The sequence below is a fragment of the Caballeronia sp. LZ008 genome (genome assembly GCF_031451435.1).
In the GTDB taxonomy this organism is placed as follows: Bacteria; Pseudomonadota; Gammaproteobacteria; order Burkholderiales; family Burkholderiaceae; genus Caballeronia; species Caballeronia zhejiangensis.
This window is the reverse complement of the sequence record NZ_JARUXK010000003.1, coordinates 1,151,564-1,169,582: the sequence shown is the minus strand read 5'-3', so window position 1 is coordinate 1,169,582 and position 18,019 is coordinate 1,151,564. Positions and strand designations below refer to the sequence as shown.

Sequence of the window (18,019 nt, the reverse complement as noted above, 5' to 3'; positions counted from 1 at the left end):
TTCTTCACATAGAACGCGGCCGCCAAAACGCGATTCTATCCGCCAAACACTGGAAGTTGTTGGAGCGTTCACCTAAATTCAGATACACGGCCGCTGCTCGGGCGGCGAACGGTCATCCTCAAATAAGCGGTGAATCATGGATCGAATCCGGTTCTCTCGTCCCGGTGTGGTTCCTACGTGCTTCGCCTCAGGGACGCGGGTCCTACTTCTCGTGTTCGCCTGGTCAACGTTATCGAGCTGCACATGGATCACCGATAAGATCTCAAACAAGGTGTATTCCAACCTTGAGCGACCGTTCGAGTCGGAAGCGCCTTCTACGTTCGTCGCTTACCCTTCCTCGTTGGAAACGGAGGCGATCATCGGTGGAGAGGGAAGAGGGATTGATTGCTCAATTCCTTCGTTAGGCGACGTCGCGTTCAAGCGCCCGGATGGCGTGTCGGACATCCGTTTGCGGTTTCGGCAGGCATGCGTAAATCATGACTTCTGCTATCGGCACGGCTTCGCGACCTACGGATATACCCAAAATGACTGCGACCTCGCGTTGCAAGAGTCGGCTTTTCGGTTATGCCGGCAGATTCAACGCGAGGGCGGCAGTGATTCCAAAGGGGAGTTGGAAGCGGGGACTGATCCATATAGCTACTGCGAGACAGAAGCGAAGAAGGTGCTTCTTGGCGTGGCGCTCGGGGGGGCCGGATCTTACAAGGGCCCCGGTAGGTCGACATACTTTGAATACGATCCGATGCCCGAGCACGCGGATAACTACCTGATTGCGCGCGCAATGCCACAGAGCACGGTCACTGCGGATCCTCGCGATCTCGGAATACGCGCTTTTCTGTTCAAGCGCAACTCGGTAACGATGGTCGGTGAGAAAGAGACAGACCCGCCGACAGGCACGCTGATCCCCCTTATATCGGATCCGGTTGCCTTTCCGAATGCACGAATGGCAACGCCTCCCCAAGTATTGCATGGCCGTTCGGATGCGCCGCTGTCGTCGCTCGCACGAGCAGGATTCACGGACACGAGCTTGGAAGTCGAGATGTTCCATTCGAGCACCGGTGAAAAGGACGCGGCGCTGAAGTTCGAATCCCGCCGCGATGTGATGCAGTGTAAAGGCGCTAACGGGGTGACTGATTGCGATGTCTCGGTCTCAAAGTTTACGCAAAAAGGCGACGAAGCAGAGATTCTCTCATTCACCCACAGAGGGTCGCTTGGTAACGGCACGGGCCCTAAGCTGTTGGAGCATCGCCTCGATCCCCCTCTGGCATACCGTACTCACGGCTTGGATACACAGAATGTCCACAACGCGTACCGCTTCCTCGTACATGACCTGCTCGTCGAAAAGGATGCGCAGGGAAATGCGACGCATGTGTTGGTGCTTGCCCGTGGCGTGGGTGTGGACCCGGGCGGGCACTATCTGACCGATAACTCCGCAAAGGAATTTGCGAAGCAAGTCCTCGTGACGAGACAAGGACTCGGCGACGGGCCCGACGGCGCCACCCAGCGCTTCATGCTGGATGCCACGGAAAAGAACGAACCCTTGAGTCTGGTACGTGTGCGTGGTGATGGGACAAGTGCGCTCATCGGGGTGGATTGGCGAGAGGAAGAAAGCGAGCGGCGCGACGTGAATCCGCGACTTAGGACATGGCTGCTGGGTCCGAATGGACTTCCCAGCGAGGGGAAGTTCGTGGATTTGATGCCGGAAGCACGTGACTGCTACATGGAAATACCACCGATCATCGCGCGTTTCCCGCAGATGGACGAGGCCCAGATATTCCTCCCGCGATTCACGAACGCACGTCAACGCGGCCTGGATATGTGTGCTACGCCCGACGACGTCGCTGACCCAATGCTTCGGTTCGACGTACTTCTCACGCGGCTCCGTTTGGATTCTTCGTCCGGTCTCCAGGCCGTTCCCGACCACGGGGTCACGTGCGATATTGATCTCGCTGCTCAACTCAACAGCCCGTATGCGTCCACCATCCGAGATAGAGCCAACAGGTCGCTACCCTCAACATCAGGAAAAGCGCTTGCACCGAACAGCGCGGCTTGGAATGCTGCCATCCTCGATATGAGCCATCGATGGAGAATGAGCCAAGTAATTGCGTCGAGGCGCGCGTCGGCATCGGGCGAGCAAGCGGTCGCGCTGACGGTCGTGTTCAACGGCTTCACAGGCATGTCCCTCCAGTTGCTCTTTCATGTCGATCCGAAACGAGGACTCGTCTTCGACCGCCATGCAGGCGGCGAGCAATTCGTCCAATCGTGTAGACCGTCAGGTGTGGAAAAGACCGCGGACTCAAACGAGAATTCAGTGAAGAAGTGATTACCACACGACCGCATCGCAGTGCGCACTCCGCAAGTGCAATTGCGTGAGCGACTCGATTGGCCCTATGGGTTTTCCGGCGCTGTTGCATCATCAGGAGATGACGCGGCTTTCAGGAGCTCCTCCATGCCTCGTGCAAATTCGCGAACTGCCTCAGTCTCGCCATCGCTGAGAGTTCGGCGAGCGCTAACCTCCTGAACGCGGCGGGATAGGTCCTCGAGGCTGATAGTCGGCGGCAGGTACTGCCCAATAGTCTTGGGATTTATGGAAACAATGCGACGCGACGTGTGCTCCCCGAGCGTATGAGAGGTTCCAATCTGGCGTGCCTCGACCAACAACTTAAGCAGCGTGTCGTCGTTTTGCAGAGCGCCTTCGAGCCAATTTTGAACCGCAGCGACATCAACCCAATTGCTCCAAGCGAGTAATGCGAGGTACACATCCGGTAGGGCGGTGAGCGTATTGTTCTCTGCGGCGTGACGCACGCGCGCGATCACCGCATCCTTCATTTGCTGCACGGCCTCAGGCGCGAACGTCTGAAAGATGGAGTCCCGCTGGGTCGCATCTGGCCGCGTGAGCCCGGTGATGCTGTACGTGAGGCGTAGGGCGACTCCCAACGCGTCACCATCGCGAGCGAGACGGATGAATGTAGTTTCTCGCAACTCGTCCGGGATTCTGGCGGCGAGATGGTTGATCAACCAGAAGGCTTGAATGTCAGCGTGAACGCTGAAAAATCCGGGTAGCGAGTTCCGCGGGTCGGCTATAAATGTATCCCCGACTCGAAAGAAAGCCTCAGTGCACGCGAGAGCGAACGGCTCAGGAAGGTCGTCGAAATCAACCAAGGCGTTGATTAGGTCACTGGCCTTGCATGTGCCGGCGGCGCGGCGAACTTTGAAAGCCTCGAGCCATGCGTTCGCGAGCGCATCTACGTTGTCGCCGAGATTTACGAAGGCACGAATTTGCCGCTCGCTGAGGGTGTCAGGCGCGACGCTGAACTGGAAGTATCGGTCGAATTTCTCGGGGGCACACACTAAGCCTTTTGCGCTCCATCTGCGAAGTGAATTCTCACCGTATGAAACATTGTCCCACACGAATTGAAGGCGGGGAAACAGGCGCTTGACTAGCGATTTGACTGAACCGCGGTCTTTGATTGCCACTGACTCAAGCCAGCCATCGTGAAATCGCTCCATTTCATCGCGATTTCCGCGATCCGATGCTCCGGTGAACTTCTCTTTGTTGTCACGTATGACTGCATATGCCGCGGGAACGAAGACACGCAAAAACTCGATTGCTATAAAATCAACCGGATTCACTTCACCGCGAACTGAAGGGAAGGTGACCATAAGCGCGTTGACTACACGCACGACGTCCCGAGGGGTTTGAACGAGCGACGCCAGCCCGTCATGAAGCACGTTGGCCCAATGCGCGGGATCCACGGGAAACTCATCGTCCCCCGGTGTACCGATGAGGCGATCGAGGTCTCGTAACAGCTTCTGAATGAGAAGCTCATGTGAAACTGCAGGCAAGACGAACTGCGCTTGCACGATCTTTTCAAGATAAGCATCGCCGTTGTCTATTCCAAGGGAGGCTTGCAACGAGCCGGAGACCAGTTTCCGATCGAACGCCAAGAGGTATACGACGTTCGGAAAGTCCGCGACCGCTTTGATAACCGTGAATACTTCACGGACCTCGTCAGGCGCGAGTCTGTCGATGTCGTCGACGAAAACGACGAAGCGAACATGTGATTCACTCAGCGCCTCAGAAACCTCGGCCTTCAACGTGGGCACGTCTTTCTCGGTACCGCGGAGTTTTTTGAGAAGCCATGAAATAACCGGACCCAGCAGAGGAATCGCGAAGCCCGTCGTGGCGATGCTTTTTTCGACTGCCGAACCGATGGTGTCGGCGTACTCTGCGATCGTATCCGCGACGGCCATGAGCTTCGCATTCTCCGAGGGAAAGCGCGCCCGAAGTTGCCTTAGATACTGCATTGCGAGCTGCTCGCCATCAGCGAACCACCACGGATTGAAGGCGACAATGACCGGCGTATCGCTGACGAGCCCATCCGCAAGCGGTGCGTTAGCCTCAGTCAGATAGTGCGCGACGAAGTTGAGTAAGCTTGTCTTTCCGGCTCCCCACGGTCCGTCGACTGCCATGACCAAGCCCTTCGGGCTCGGAGTGGTTCGGACGGCCCGAGCAATCGCGCGAGCGAAGGGCGCGTAGCCGAACTCATCAAGGGAGGGATGTATTTGTGGCGCGTCGCTTCCCAAGGAGTTCTCCAGCGTGGGTTCGTCCACCTGAGCGTTTCTATTTTCGTTGTTCATGCCTTTCATCGTGGAGAGTCACGCTTTTCTTCGGGGTGCGATCGCTTGTCGAACTCATCGCTGGCGTTAAACCACTTACGCTCGCGGATACAAACTTCGGCGACCGACGGGACAGAGCTGTCACGGGCCGACATTTCCCGTCGCCGCAATCTCGTTGAGCGCTACCTTCTGGTCAGCGTACCAACGAGTTACGCACTCACGGTCGTGGCAGGTCTGCTCACGGTAGTTCCACTCTGCGCGCGTGCGTTCGCGGAAAGCCGTCTGGTCCATAGCGGCTGCTTTCGCCCTCGCGTAGATCGCAACCAAATCGACGTCGGCGGCGGCAAGCTCTGCGTCACTGCAGATCAGATGCTCAGCATCCGAGCGCGCTTTGGAGCAGTCGAAGCTTGCTGCGAAGGTCGGGGTTGCTGGAGCGGTGGGGGAGCCTGGCGAGGACGTCGATGACACACTGACCGAATCGGCGAGTTGCTGTTGCTTCCAGGCTGCCAGCGGAGTTTGGCCGATGGTCAGCTGCTTCCAGCGGTACGTTGTGAAGATGGGGGAGCTTCCCGGCGTCTCCATCACTATGAGCACGCCTTTGCCAGTGCTCTCATTGATAGCGAACGCTGCCTTCTCGGAATTGCATTCGTGAGCCTTGCAGCCTTCACCCACTAGGTAGCCGTCTTTTGACTGGATTCCGGCTTCATTGACCACGGTCAGCCGGTCGGCGATTTTTTTCCAATCGGCCCGAGAGACTCCCTGGAAGGCCGCCCTGAACCGCCGGTCGTTCACGACATCGTACGGATACTTGCCGGCCATCCACAAAAGGCCGGTGGTCGGCATTCCCGCGAGAGGTAACGGAGAAGGCGTAGGGGCGGTATCGGCAGGGCTGGGAGCGTCCGACTCGACGGTATCGGCGACGGTCCGAATTGGATGCGAGAAGTGCGTTACGATAGCGCACAACGTCGCAACCAGCGTTACCGCGGCAAAACCGACCGCCTTTGGGCGGACAATGTCGCGGCCGACTAGAAGCGAGGGGCGGGGTGTGACTTCGGCGGTGAGCAATGAGTCGAAGTATTGGGCCGCGGCTTCGACGTTGGTCAATGTCGCGTTGCGCTGGCGAAGGTATTTTGATGCGTTGACGTAACCGTACAGTAGGGCGAGGGCGGTCAACCCTAGGCCAGCCCCGATACTGACCGCGTAGGTTATGAAAGCACCCACCAATCCGATGATGAGCGGGCTTATCAGGGCAGGCGCCGAAGGATAGCTGCGTATCGCGGTAAGCAGGACAGACGACGCCTGGCTCAGTTCCGCTCTTGAGCCCTGATGCTCAGAGCACTGCTTTTCTATCGCATAGACCGCGCGCATCGCTTTCTCTTTCTCGGCAAGGGAGATCGAGCCGATGTCAACGGCTAGCCGGATAGCGTCTGTGGTGGCCTCAAACTCCCGTGAGAGCGATTGCAGGAAGTCCTGATGCGTTTCCAGGGTCACGGCATCGCTCAGGTCCTCGGCGCGCACATAAACGCCGTGAGAAAAAAAGTAGTCGACCAGCGCGCTTGCGGTGCGCTCCTGGACCTTGACCACGAACTCTTGCGTCGCCTGCTCGCGCTTTGATAGGCGCGCCGAGCCGTCCGCATCAAGGCTTCGGCTTGCCGTTAGGACTGAGCTGACAGGGCGCGACGTCCGCGCGCCTCTCAGGTTATGTGTGAACCGTATTCCAGTGCCGGGAATGCTCGTCGTTACGCGGCCGCGCGTGTTGTACGTGAATCCCCTTCCGCCAATTGAGGTGCTGACTCCGCTCTTGCTGAGATTGATGCGGATTCCCGGTGCAACCTTGATGCTCTTCCGAAAGCCCCAGCCCATTATTTTTCTTCTCCTCGAGTTCCCGTGACGCCGCGCGTCCGAGATCGCGCCGTCGTGGGGAAATTTGGCCTATTTTTTGTTCTTTGCGCATGTGATAGTACTGGAAAACGCGCGTTTCGTTGTATTGACGCGACTACGAATCGTTGGCTCCTCGCTAGCGACAGCCTCAATCGGAGACGATTGAGCTTTGGGAGGATCGGTCAGGGCGTCCAGAATCGAGAGGGACTCGATTCCGTACTCCGGGGAACGCACTACGTGTGTCGGTCACGATGCTTGTGTGCCTTGAGAAGCCTTCGTGTGCTCGCCACCTGTCGACATCAGATCGACGCAGTGTTGCTTCATCGGACGGCAGGTCAAGCGAAGGGAGTGCCGGCGTCGCGAAGCTGCCGTCCATCCGGCTTGCGTGATGGAGCGGGTCATCGTCGCAATCAGAGATGAAGCGAGTCTTCCGCCCTTCAACGACAGACGTCAATTCGAGGCGCACGCTAATGCGTTGACTTGCGTCCCTCCGCCCTTGCGCGCCTGCAGCCGCCAGGGCTGAGGTTGCTTGGTACCCTGGCTTCAGCGTTGCGAGACCGGGGTCTACCGGCGTCAAGGTGTCTGGCCTATCTCCGCACCTCGTGGTCGTTGCAACGATGTATTCGGATCTTCTTGGACTTGGTCGTCCGCTTTCATCGACTCATCAAGAAATTGCTGGAGGATTTCACTGATCACATGTTCTATTGCGGGCGTGACATGTCTCTCGAGTAACGTCGCCGAACGTAGAACCCTCGAGCGGCTGAGCCGCACGCCTTTGCGAATCATGTTGTCTGACGTGAAATGAATGCGACGTATCCGAAATTCCTCCACTGGCTCCTCGAGTTGTTTGAGGGTAGCCGCTGCGAGAGGCATTCGTCCCCCGTTCAATTGAGCCCAAGATACCGCAGCTTTCCGAGCAATCTCGGATCGGCTGGCCCTTACCGGAGGGACGGCAGCGAGGATTTGCTCCTTGGCTGCTGTCAGTGACAAAACTGATCGTTTGTCGCGCGTCCGCCATTGGTCGGTAATGCGGACCAATGCCCGCTGCTTCCTCAGCTTTTGGAGCCATCGGGCATCGCGAGCTTTTAGTATTTCATAAATTTGTGGGCTACGCTGCTTTGCCAGCGAGACCCTCTTGCCGTCTACTGAACTTAGAATATCCTTCCATTCCTGTCGCAAGCTTTGGATGTAACGTGAGCTTACCCCCGCATGCGATCTCAAACGTTTTGCACATGCTGTATCATCGTAGATTATGTTTTCAATTTTCGTTTTAGGGACGTCCAAGCGGTTCGAAATCCTTTCGATCGATGCTCCATCATCACGCATCTTAAGAACAGTGTTCCGCAAACTCTCGCCGCAATCGAAAAAGCGGTCAATCTCTGGCTCGTGAGTATTGCGCTTGAATCGCGAAAAGCGGATGCTGATCCCACAAGCGCATCGCCCTGTGCCGACGAACGAGCCGTCTGAGTTATACTTTATAGAGACTTTGTCCATTCGATGATTGCGTGGATGAGCCGCGAGGCGGTTCGGACACACAACTAAGTGCTCATCGTGTGGTGGCTTTGATCGATGGTTAAAGCTGGAGTTCGATGACTCCAGCTTGTCGAAGAAGTGCTCCAGTAGTACGTGCTCTAGGGGCTGAAAGAGCTGTCTTTTGGCGTTGCACGTAAGCATGCGGATAGGCCAGCCGGTTTTGCTCAATCCAACTCTTTCTAGGTATTCGGTATTGAACGATTCCGTTATCGAAGCATTTAGAGCCTCTTGATTCAGACGTCTCCCTTTATTGCTAAAGCCTGCCTGCTTGGCTCGAGCAAGATAGTTTTCGCTGGAGGTCTTGCCGTACTCGCTGGGCGGCTCGTAAAGCAGGCTTACCGAGGATTTCATCACTTTCATGAGGCTATCGTCTTTCAGCCAAGTTTCAGTGATGTCCAGCATATGAGAATCTCGCTCCTCGAATGCATGTTCGACGGTCGTCCAAATGACTTTGCGACGATCACAGTCAACGCTGACGTTGGAAACTCTTAGCGGGACATTGTGTTTGATGCACGCGAAGACTCCCGGGAGTTGATGGGTCCGTCGCCAATAGCCTTCACCAACTCGTTGGCGATCTTCAGTGATGCACTTAGGGCAGAATCTGAGCTTGGGAACACGTTTCACGGCAGCGGTGCTGTGACCAAGAAGGGCATATGAGGTGGGATTCCCTGTCCCGACCGCCGCATTGAGCACCGCTTGCCTTCTTTCACGTGGAAGATAACTTGCGAAATAGGGCAGCAGAGTGTGACGCTCGGCAATTTGCGTTGCCGACATTCTCCACGCTATGCCCGTCTGCGCGGCTACCTGCGATAAGTTGTAAAGTAAGTCAGCCTTTGGCGCAGTTTCCCGTTTGAATATCGCCTGCATCAACGCCTCGAAGCCAGAAGGGCTGTTGAGGAGTCGGACGGATACGAGATACCGAGCGATGACGCTAAACAAGAGTTCATCCTCATGGGGGAGTGGTAGAGCGACAGTCACGATACTTTTCCTCAAAGTGAAGCGGCGTTTTTCGGATACGCCCGTCTGACGGGCGTGTTGCGGAAACGCTCGCCCGCTAATCCACTGGTGCGCGGGCAGGAGAGTGACGCGTGACATTCTTGATTTCGAGCTCCGTCAGCGCCGCTTCGACGATCGGGTTCAATACTCTGGAAATACATGCAAGCTTGAGAAGCTTCCAACGAGTAACTTCTTGGCTGCATGCGGAGAGTCTCATCCGCGCGACTTCGAGCCGGCGTATCTGAAATTGCTCCGCTGACTCCGCGAGATCCCGTAAGGCGGCATGGCACAACGGGAGCTTGTTTCGGACGCTTGCGCCCAGCACCCATACGCCGGCCTCAGCGGCCATCGCGGCCTTGCTCACACGTACCGCCGGTGAGTCCAATCCCCGGAGCTTTGCAGCAGCTGTCTCCAGCCGAGTGCGCCACTCGCGGTCTCGGCGCTTCCATTCCATTTCGCTAGCCTTTCGCCGTGGCTGGCCTCGACGTTGCGCGGACCTTGTAAGCCAATCGCGATCGAATTCTCGTAGGCGGTTGTAGAGAAGCTTGTTACGTTGAGCGGCGAGGAGATGACCCCCTGGGGCCACCTTGCGCAGCGTTTGTCTCCACTCGCGCCGGCACTGAAGCAATTGGGCAGGCGTCGGTTTCGATCGCTTCTGGTCCCCTAGCCGCTTCGACATTCGCAGCGCTGCCCTTGGCGGAAGACCCATGCTGCGTTCGATCGCTGGGTACGAGTGTCCTTGGCCATGCATTGCGCGTACCGCGTTTGCCCAATCATGACCGTATTTCGTTATCTGCACATCGCATGGGGTCTCGCCGTCTGCTTCACATCTCGAAAAGGTAAATCGGAGGCCGCAGATACAACGAGCGTGACCAACCTGCTGGCGGTCAGCTGTTTCGGTAACCCTGACTTCTTCAACAGCGTGCTTGGGTTCGTGCGCCGCATAGCTATTCGGACAGACGATGGGCTGATTTGTGCGAAGCCTCGGGGCGACCTCTGCCCTTCGATTAGGTCCCTCGCACTGGCGAAGGAGATGCGCCATCAGGATGTACTGCAACGGATGGAATAGCGTGTGCGAGCATTTCAACAGCCGCACGACCCATGGCGCGCTCTGCTTTGCGACCATATCCAAGGATGTCGCTTCCAGATAGGCGCCTCCGTAGAGGTCGTTCATTTTCGTCATCAGAGCGCCTGTGTCAATATAGCCGCTGGATTTAACGAAACCTCTCTGCTGAGCGACGGCCAACCAGTCCGTCTCAAGAGCAGGAGAAAAGCGGTCTGAGTCGCGCGCTGCGAGTGCTTCAATAGATGTCATCTGTGCGGCACGAACATGTACGTTGTCCCTCCAGTTAATGGTGTCTTCGTCGAGAACGGGGCGCCACTTCATTGGTCCGCTGCTGCTTTCAGCTTCAGCGACGCACAACGGTGTGCCATGCTCTGGACAGGTTAATACACCGGGCAACTGGTGTGCTCGCCTCCAGTAGGGACGTCGTCCCTCGAGAACGTCGCACATCGCACAGCGTTTACACCATCGGAGGTGATCAACGCGCGCGACGTTTGTGTGGTTCACGCGCAAAGTGACGGCGGGTGACGGCCCTGCTTGCCCACAGATACCGGCGTAGGCGGCGGCGCGCCTCGCGGCCGTGGTGTAGCTAGCGTAGTACGGAACCACCGTGTGTCGTCGGGCGATATCAAGCGGTCGAAGCCCCCAGGCGACATACGTCTCACGGGAAAAGTCGGACAAGCTGCAAATCAACTCCTTCTTTGGACGCGCAAGGCGCCCGAACAACGTGTCAATCACAAACGTTGGAGCCGAAACATTCGCCGATTCAAGATAGCGTGCGACGACGCTGAAGAGCAGTTCTTCGTCGTAGGGTATAGGCAGGGCGATTGACACGGTTCACCTCCCGCACCATGGTTATAGAAGGCACGCGTTGCCTTCGATCGATGCGCTAACGTCCAACGAGCATGACCGACGAAGCCTTTGCACCATTGTCGCGAAAGGAGCGGTGGGTAGCCCTTCTCCCACGCGCCCGGTTCGACGACAGACAAAATCCTGGCTTCACACGGTCTCAGCGTGCGCTCGGGTCCCGATAACGTAGCCAGCCAGTCGTAATTTCTCCACCGCTTCGTCGGCATCCTTCGTGTCTCCGACGATGTCTTGGAGAGACGGTAGTTCATCTTGAGTTGAGCCGAGACTAGCGTCGAAGGTCACGCCAGCTTTTTCGCACGCCGCCTGAGTAAGCTCCGTTCCGGTCAGGGTAGGCGCATCTTTTAACACCTCAAGTACTGCGACCAGGGCCTTGGCCTCACGGACACCCATAGCCACGAGATCGGACACTGAGGCCAGCTTCGCCTGATTTCGCTGACGCTGCTCTCTCGCCTCGGCGATCTTCGCATCTTCCGCTTCCTTGTTCACAGCGTCTTCAAGCCCGGCTAGCGTGTCCACAAGGAGATCGTTATAAATTTCGATCCGATTCTTCTTCTTGCTTTTCAACGCGGAAAGCATCGGTTGGACGGGACCGAGCCATTCTTTAGAGACATAGCGCAGGAGGGGCTTAGAAATCTTCTCGCTCTGATCTTGGATAGCGACAATCTGCGTGAACTGGAAAAGGCGCATGACGAGAGCATGTATGCCCTGCGTCAGATCGTAGAACTCCTCGCTGAAGTCGCTGTTGAAGCGCTGCACTTTGGATGTCCACTGGAACTTGAAGAGCCCGCGAAGGAAGAAATGCCATTCGTCGTCGAATGCCATATTGGTGAAGGTCATCGACCCGCGATCACAAGCTCGGCGTGCCAGGCGGAAGGACTTCTCCATCAAGGCTCGAGCCTGTGGTGTACCGGTGACCAACATCGGGATCTGCGCAATATTGGTGAACGTTACGAAGAAATCCATGAAGGGATCACCTCGCCTTGCCGCTCCCCTAGCCGCAAACTGGATTTCATCTACAACGATCAGACCGGTGTGATGGTATCGTGCGACAGCAGCGGCCTTGTTCATCAGCTGGTCCAGTCGAGCCGCCTTGCCAACTTCTTGCTCATAGTGGGTGCCGAGCAGGCGGTCGTATTCAATCAAAATCCACCGAAAAAGTTGCTTGATGCTTCCGTCCGGCGGACAATCTACTTTGAGCCACACGACCTGAAGGTTGCTGCCCGCGAGCCTTTCATGACGAATCACGGGCGGCACGAAAGAAAGGGTGCGATATACGGACGTCGATTTCCCAACCCCGGATACGCCGGTCAGCGCCATGACGGCCGAGTGCGCCGGTCGGAACGGGAGCACAGGGGTCATCGTCTTCTTACCCATCGACGAGGCATAGCGCGACCGGACGACCTCCTGCGAGTGGTCCCAGGGATTGCGCCACATATACCCCTCGATGATTAGCCGAAAGATTGAGTCGATAAGAGTGGGATGGCATGTCAGCGAATCGAAGTAGGTTCCGAGTGAGGCGACTCTCTGAATCCGAGAGCTAGCTGGCAGTTGCCGGTCGGTTAGACAGAACTGTGGTGCGTTTGAGAATGCCTCCAGAACTGATTCGGAGTTGATGTAGATGGGAAGAGATCGAATCAGCGGATTGTCGACTCCAAGATCCTCATCGCGGGGCACGTAAATGGCGTCGACGAACTTCAGGTCAGACGTCGAAGCGTGTTCCTGAGCTTGCTCTTCGGCGTCGAGATTTGGATGGAAGTCCATGATTACCTCCTAATTTGCTTGAGAATGTCTAAGGTCTTGCTCTTCTTGCTCATGCGCAAAGTTTCAGCGGCGGCTTGTTGATGAGCGCGCATTGAGGAAGTTATGCGGCGTCTTGCATCGCCGCGCTGCTTCGAATCTCGGTTGGAGTGAAGGTCCGAGCTTGACTTACGTTCGTCGCCGACAGCAGCAATAAAATCGGCTTCGACACGCGTCAGATGCTCGCGCTCAGCGGCGCGCTCGCGTTCGCGTGTTTTTCGTAAATCGTAGACTTGAGGCTTGCGAAGGCCCGCTTGTTTCAACGCTTCCTTCGTCTTCTTGGTCGCTTCCTTAACAATTTCGTTATCAATCTCCTTTGCGCTCACCCTAAATGCAAAGTCATCGTCCTTCGCGCGTTCAAGATTTGCCTTCTGCCGGTCCTCAAGAACATTACGTTCCGCCATTGAAGCGCCTTCACGATCGACGTACTTTGAGTTGGTCCCCGCTTTCGTGCACTTTTCGAACCGGCCATCTTCGCAGAGGTAAATACAATCAAGGTTGCTTGGATCAAATGCGATTTCCACGGTCCATCGAGTGTCACGTCCTTTAATATGCCAGTCGCCGTCTCTTGCCGCCGGGCAAAGATAGCAATACTTGCCGAACTCGATTCCCTTATGAGTTACGGTCGCTCTTTCACGGGGAAGCACGTACCGTCGAACAGTTTCAACGGAGTCATTTCTAAGGAGCCCGCCGGTTGAGGAAATCCCGTAGTCCCAGAGTTCGAGCGGAGTTGGCGCTCCGCCCTCAGCAACCAGATCGGGAATGGGCGGAAAGTCCGAAATCGGTGCTGCGTTATGCCGCAGGACGGCCAAGATAATAATCTGGGTGAATTCGTACAAGGTCAGTGCGGCATCTTGACGAGGGTCGCGAGAACCACGTTCATCGTAGTCCCTGTCGACGTAGCCTGGCATGAAGGCTCCCCATGGACGCTGGATGGTGTTAAAACGCAGTTCCACGATCGATTTGGCGTCCGGCCGGCCCGACGGCGCGTTTTCGATGTGGATGCCAAACTCACTGCTGAGAAGTTGCCCTGCGCGTACCTTCATCATTTCGCCTTTGTCACCGAACAGTGTTGTCGGCATGTGATGACACGGCCACTGATCCTCGGAGATCGTTATTCCGAATTGCGCGCAATAGGCTACCTTCGGTGTAACGACGTTCGTGAGTAACATCATTGCGGCGACCCACGACGGAGGCTCGAATCCGACGTAGATCCCTACAATGAGGCGACTGAACAGATCGATAGCGAAATAGACGGTTGGGCGGCCGACGAGGGAAATACGGTCGAAGATGGAAAGAAGGTAAGCATCGGCTATTGTGGCGTCGATAACTGCGTGACCAGGGCAGGTCACATGTTGGTCCGCCCGGCCGGTGAAGGCGCGCCCAATCAGCTCGAACTTCCGCTTTCCTAGCTTGGAGCGCTTGACGACAGCGTGGGGACGCCACCGCAGCACGAGGTGCTGCAGTTGTCGAGCGGTCGGTTGGAATCTTCGATCGGTGGCTTTGATAACGACTTTTCGTCCATGTGCATCCAGAGCCGTTCTTCCGACACAGAACTTCTGAGCGTATTCTTCTAACGCGCCTCGGTAAGTTCTATGCTTCCAGTCCTGTAAGAGCCAATCAGCCGCCTGATTCAAAATCTGACGTGCGATCTCGTTAAGAGGCAGACCAGGATAGTTGTTTCGTGGACGCCTTCCGCTTTTTACATTTTTGAAGATCTTGACTTTGTCCTTGCCCCCGCACAGATTTCTATCATCCATTAGTGCCGAACGGGTCAGACCGCGCTGCCAATACCGCCTAAGCAGGCGAGTAAGTTTTTGCCGCGTTGTGTGGTTCAGTCGAGCGTGGTCGTTCAGGATCCCATTGCGATACTTTGGGAGCATGAGACGGAAGGCAGTCGGCCCCGTAAGGAGGGCTTCGATGAGGTGCCAATCGCTGTCCAACCGACTTTGATCATATCCTGACCGTGGCGGCCGGTTTTCCGACGACCAAGGGTCAGCGGCTTCTACGGTAAGCCGGTCCTCCGACGGTCCGCTCGGGTCCATTCGCCGACGGATCTCATCCGCGGGTATCGGCTCGGGCCAGGTGTTCTGCCCTTTGCCGATGTCGTAAAGGGCAACGAACTGGCCGGCTCCTTCCGGAGTGACGACTCGATAAACTGCTTTGCTGGTAGGATCCCGCAGCAGCACTCCGACCGCTAGTGCAGGTGGGGAGTAGGTGGTATCCATGATGTGAGAAGGAGTTGGTAGGGGCGAACGGGTCGCTATCAAAGAGATCGGTCAGAAATTCCCCATTTCGGCTCAAATCGGACGGAGTGTCCGAGTATGAGACGACTGAAGGGGTCGATCGCCAGATAGACAGTGGGTCTCCCTACAATGACTGTGCGATCGAAGCGAAAGTAAAGATTTACATCGGCGATAGCGGTGTAGAGAATCACATGTCGCGGACTCTGAAACTGCTGGCCTTCGCGCGGTTGGTGTTTGCGTTTGAGGAAGTAGGTTGTGTTCATGATGTGAATGAGCAAAGAGGTTGGTCGGCAAACGTACCTACATTCAAACTGCACTTCAGGACTCTCGCGAACAGCAGGAAGCGAAACGCTGTGAGATGAGCACCGCTTTCGGTCAGCCAAAGCCTGTCGAGGTGGCGGCACACGAGAGAGGCAGGTTCGGCACGCCGTTTACGAGTCGCAGCAAGTACCCGTGCGACACACGCCTGGTCTACGCGAGTGTTACCGCGTAGAGCCAATTCGAAGTTGAAGAGCCAGTCGAGGTTCAACGCCCGAGCCGAATTGAGCCCGTCGCTTACGACCAGGGTCCAAGGGACGCCGCGGCTTTCCCAGTAACGGCGTTCGATCTCGAGCTTTTCCAACGTCCGCTTCTCGGTCAGCTGCTGGCGGCTCTTGACGGCCCAAGCTGCGTGACTCGGCGCCGCGTTAGCGGCTCCTTTTGTCAACAGCAAGTCGGTCGTTTGAGTGAGAAGAAGGCCGGTTCGAGGGTCCACCGGATGCTTGACATTGAGCTTCCAAGCGATCGCGAGGGTGGCCTTGAGGTCGATGGGGTATTGTTCGCGAATATCCCTGACGAATTTGTCCCACCAGGCTTCGAGGAAAGCTGCGTACTCGAGGTCGGACAAAAAGTGCATTGTTCTAAAGCCGGTTTTTGCGCAGGCAAGACGATGTGACCTGCCTCGCGACGGAACGTCAGAAACCGTGAGCCAAGGACGATAGTCAGCTCCCTCGCCCTTACCGCGAAGCTCTCGGTTAAAGCGCTTCTGCTTGGCAAACGTCATTGAATACCTGAATCTCGGCATGATTACCTCCGCAATTCGCCGGCGGCGTCCAAAAAGAAGCGTTGCAAGCTTTTTCAATACTATTCGGTGGCGTGCCATGAGTCCCTCCGGCCAGAAGGCGCAAGGTGGAAGACTCGACCCGGCGCGATATTCAAGCGCAGGGTCGACCAAGGGGAGCCGCTGCGCGGCTATCCGTACTCAACGGTCAGCTGGTAGAAGGGCGTCAGGATCGGTTCATTTCGCGAGTTCGACCAAAGGTCGATCTTTGGAACCTCGGCCCGTTGTAGTTCGCTACCAACTTTTCCACGAATTTCTTTGCAAGCAATCTGTCTGCTTCGATCATTCGCTGTCGCTGTGCGGTAATCCAGTAGGGAAGCGGTTGTCGATGGGCCTTGTACGAATGGTCGTAGACGTAGTCTCGCTGCGTCGGAATGTCCCGAAGACCTTGGAGAAAAGTGGCAAGGGTATCTGCATCGAACCTATTCCGTCGAAGAAAGTACAACCGCATATAAGCGTCCAGGTAGTATTGCGCCTCTGCAAACCATTCGTGACGCAACTGCAGTGTCGAGTGATCCATTTGATAACTCCTTACGCAGCGAGCTGTGAGTCGAGCAAATCGCTTCGCTCCAGCACGCGCGACTGGCACGTAAATGGCAAAGGAGATCCGAGTGCATCTCGAACCTCGATGCCAGCTTTGGGGAGTCTGAAAACGCAGGAACCAAACCATTAGCCTCGCGCGATTCGCGCGCGGGGCGTGGACGGGCTGGCGGTAGTCCCCAGACAGGTGCCGGCGTGCCGGTAGGCGAGCTTCAACCGAAGCTGGGGGCCGGAGCTTGAGGATAGAACCGACGAGCGCATCCACCGAACTCAGTGTCTACTCCAGACAAAGAAATCGCTTTGACGCCCGACGGAGTTGGTGAGAGAATTAGGTTGCTGAGGCCGGTTTCTCTCGTGAAACCGCCGGGGTCGACTGGTTCGGGTTCGCTTGGGTCAGCCGACCCCCCTTCATTTCAGCCCAAAGGTCGCGGTCGGCGGAGCCCTCTTGGACTCCCGTGTTAACTGAGGCAAGCCTCTCCGCTATCGCATATGCACCTCCTCGAGTGGTACAAACGTTAGTCCAATATTAGGACGCTCTGCTCTTCAGTTCCAGTAGGTAAATCTTCGCGCTCGTTCACACCGAGGGCGAGAAGATTTCACTTCTCTATTCTAAGTACAACATAATAATGAAGATTAACAATTACCGGAGTTAAGTTTCTTTGTTTATGTTGTCAATTTTATGCTATACAGATACCATCGTTATCGTATTTGCTTCGCGATCGGGCGAGCCAGTAGTCGAGCCAAGCGATCTTGTTTTCGGAATCTTTGATTCGTTGTCGATAGGGCCGGTGTAATTCAAAAGATGCAGTAATCTAGATGCACATTCGTTAACATGCTCCGTGTGATCTCCGCGGACCCAAACCGAGCGATTCAAATATTCGATGGGTATGGCAGCACGTGAAGCATCCAAGATAGTTAACTCTGTCGGTTCGCGTTTCTTCACGTCTGCCCTAAGCAAATCAGCCCTTTCTTGGTATGCTACCTTTCGATGCAGGCGATTTCCTGGGATGGTCGCGCCGACTGTCCGCTGAGCGATGGGCGATGGAAGGCAACTGATCAGGCGTCGGAATCCGTAGTCGACTACCCACCAACTATTAAGAACTACTCGGAGGTTGGTCTCGTGTTGGACGATGTGCGATACCAGCGCGAGTAACGGAAGCGCATCCGAGCGAGGAATCTCTCTGCCGCGCCGCTCAAGGGGATGACGGCAAACGCTGGCGCGAAATAGCACGCCTTCGATGCCAAGGTAAAGGATGGGATACATAGCGACCGTTCTCTCTGGGCCGCTTTTTTTGAGGACCTGGTCGGCCCATTTTCTTGCTTTGCGGCGAGGGAAGGTTCCTCTCAGAGAAAACGTTTTTTTTGGAAGAGAGGAAT

The 18,019-nt window shown here is 56.2% G+C and carries 10 protein-coding genes and 1 pseudogene; 1 reads left to right on the top strand and 10 read right to left on the bottom strand.

Annotated features, from left to right (window positions below; translation table 11 throughout):
* Positions 1–211: 211 nt before the first annotated feature.
* Complete coding sequence (locus tag QCE49_RS24270) at positions 212–2,320, top strand: hypothetical protein (RefSeq protein ID WP_250458164.1); 2,109 nt, start codon at positions 212–214, stop codon at positions 2,318–2,320.
* A 65-nt stretch (positions 2,321–2,385) separates the two neighbouring features.
* On the opposite strand, the gene QCE49_RS24265 is transcribed toward QCE49_RS24270, so the two are convergent.
* The 10 genes and pseudogenes from QCE49_RS24265 to QCE49_RS34605 all read right to left on the bottom strand — a co-directional run bounded on the left by QCE49_RS24265 (position 2,386) and on the right by QCE49_RS34605 (position 17,906).
* On the bottom strand, positions 2,386–4,638 hold the full coding sequence (locus QCE49_RS24265) for a P-loop NTPase fold protein (RefSeq protein WP_250458163.1): 2,253 nt from the start codon (positions 4,636–4,638) through the stop codon (positions 2,386–2,388).
* A gap of 120 nt (positions 4,639–4,758) precedes the next feature.
* A complete protein-coding gene (locus QCE49_RS24260; RefSeq protein WP_250458162.1) occupies positions 4,759–6,480 on the bottom strand; it encodes a DUF4236 domain-containing protein in 1,722 nt (573 codons plus the stop codon).
* Positions 6,481–7,071: 591 nt separating this feature from the next.
* Positions 7,072–9,126, bottom strand: coding sequence for a TnsD family Tn7-like transposition protein (locus QCE49_RS24255; protein WP_250458161.1), 2,055 nt, complete (start codon positions 9,124–9,126; stop codon positions 7,072–7,074).
* A complete protein-coding gene (locus tag QCE49_RS24250) occupies positions 9,086–10,414 on the bottom strand; it encodes a TnsD family Tn7-like transposition protein (protein ID WP_250458160.1) in 1,329 nt (442 codons plus the stop codon). The genes QCE49_RS24255 and QCE49_RS24250 overlap by 41 nt, the downstream gene beginning before the upstream one ends.
* A 45-nt stretch (positions 10,415–10,459) precedes the next feature.
* A pseudogene (locus QCE49_RS34610) lies at positions 10,460–10,924 on the bottom strand (TniQ family protein); the annotation flags it as partial.
* 165 nt (positions 10,925–11,089) lie between these two features.
* Positions 11,090–12,721: an ATP-binding protein gene (locus QCE49_RS24245; protein WP_250458159.1), complete on the bottom strand. Its 1,632-nt coding sequence runs from the start codon at positions 12,719–12,721 to the stop codon at positions 11,090–11,092.
* A gap of 2 nt (positions 12,722–12,723) precedes the next feature.
* Complete coding sequence (locus QCE49_RS24240) at positions 12,724–14,985, bottom strand: Mu transposase C-terminal domain-containing protein (protein ID WP_250458158.1); 2,262 nt, start codon at positions 14,983–14,985, stop codon at positions 12,724–12,726.
* Positions 14,986–15,262: 277 nt separating this feature from the next.
* Positions 15,263–16,144: a TnsA endonuclease N-terminal domain-containing protein gene (locus tag QCE49_RS24235; protein ID WP_250458157.1), complete on the bottom strand. Its 882-nt coding sequence runs from the start codon at positions 16,142–16,144 to the stop codon at positions 15,263–15,265.
* A 124-nt stretch (positions 16,145–16,268) separates the two neighbouring features.
* Positions 16,269–16,622 carry a hypothetical protein gene (locus QCE49_RS24230; protein ID WP_309806523.1) on the bottom strand — a complete coding sequence of 118 codons (354 nt, stop codon included), beginning with the start codon at positions 16,620–16,622 and terminating at the stop codon, positions 16,269–16,271.
* Between the two features lie 702 nt (positions 16,623–17,324).
* Positions 17,325–17,906 carry an HAD domain-containing protein gene (locus QCE49_RS34605; protein ID WP_350029757.1) on the bottom strand — a complete coding sequence of 194 codons (582 nt, stop codon included), beginning with the start codon at positions 17,904–17,906 and terminating at the stop codon, positions 17,325–17,327.
* Between the last annotated feature and the right edge of the window lie 113 nt (positions 17,907–18,019).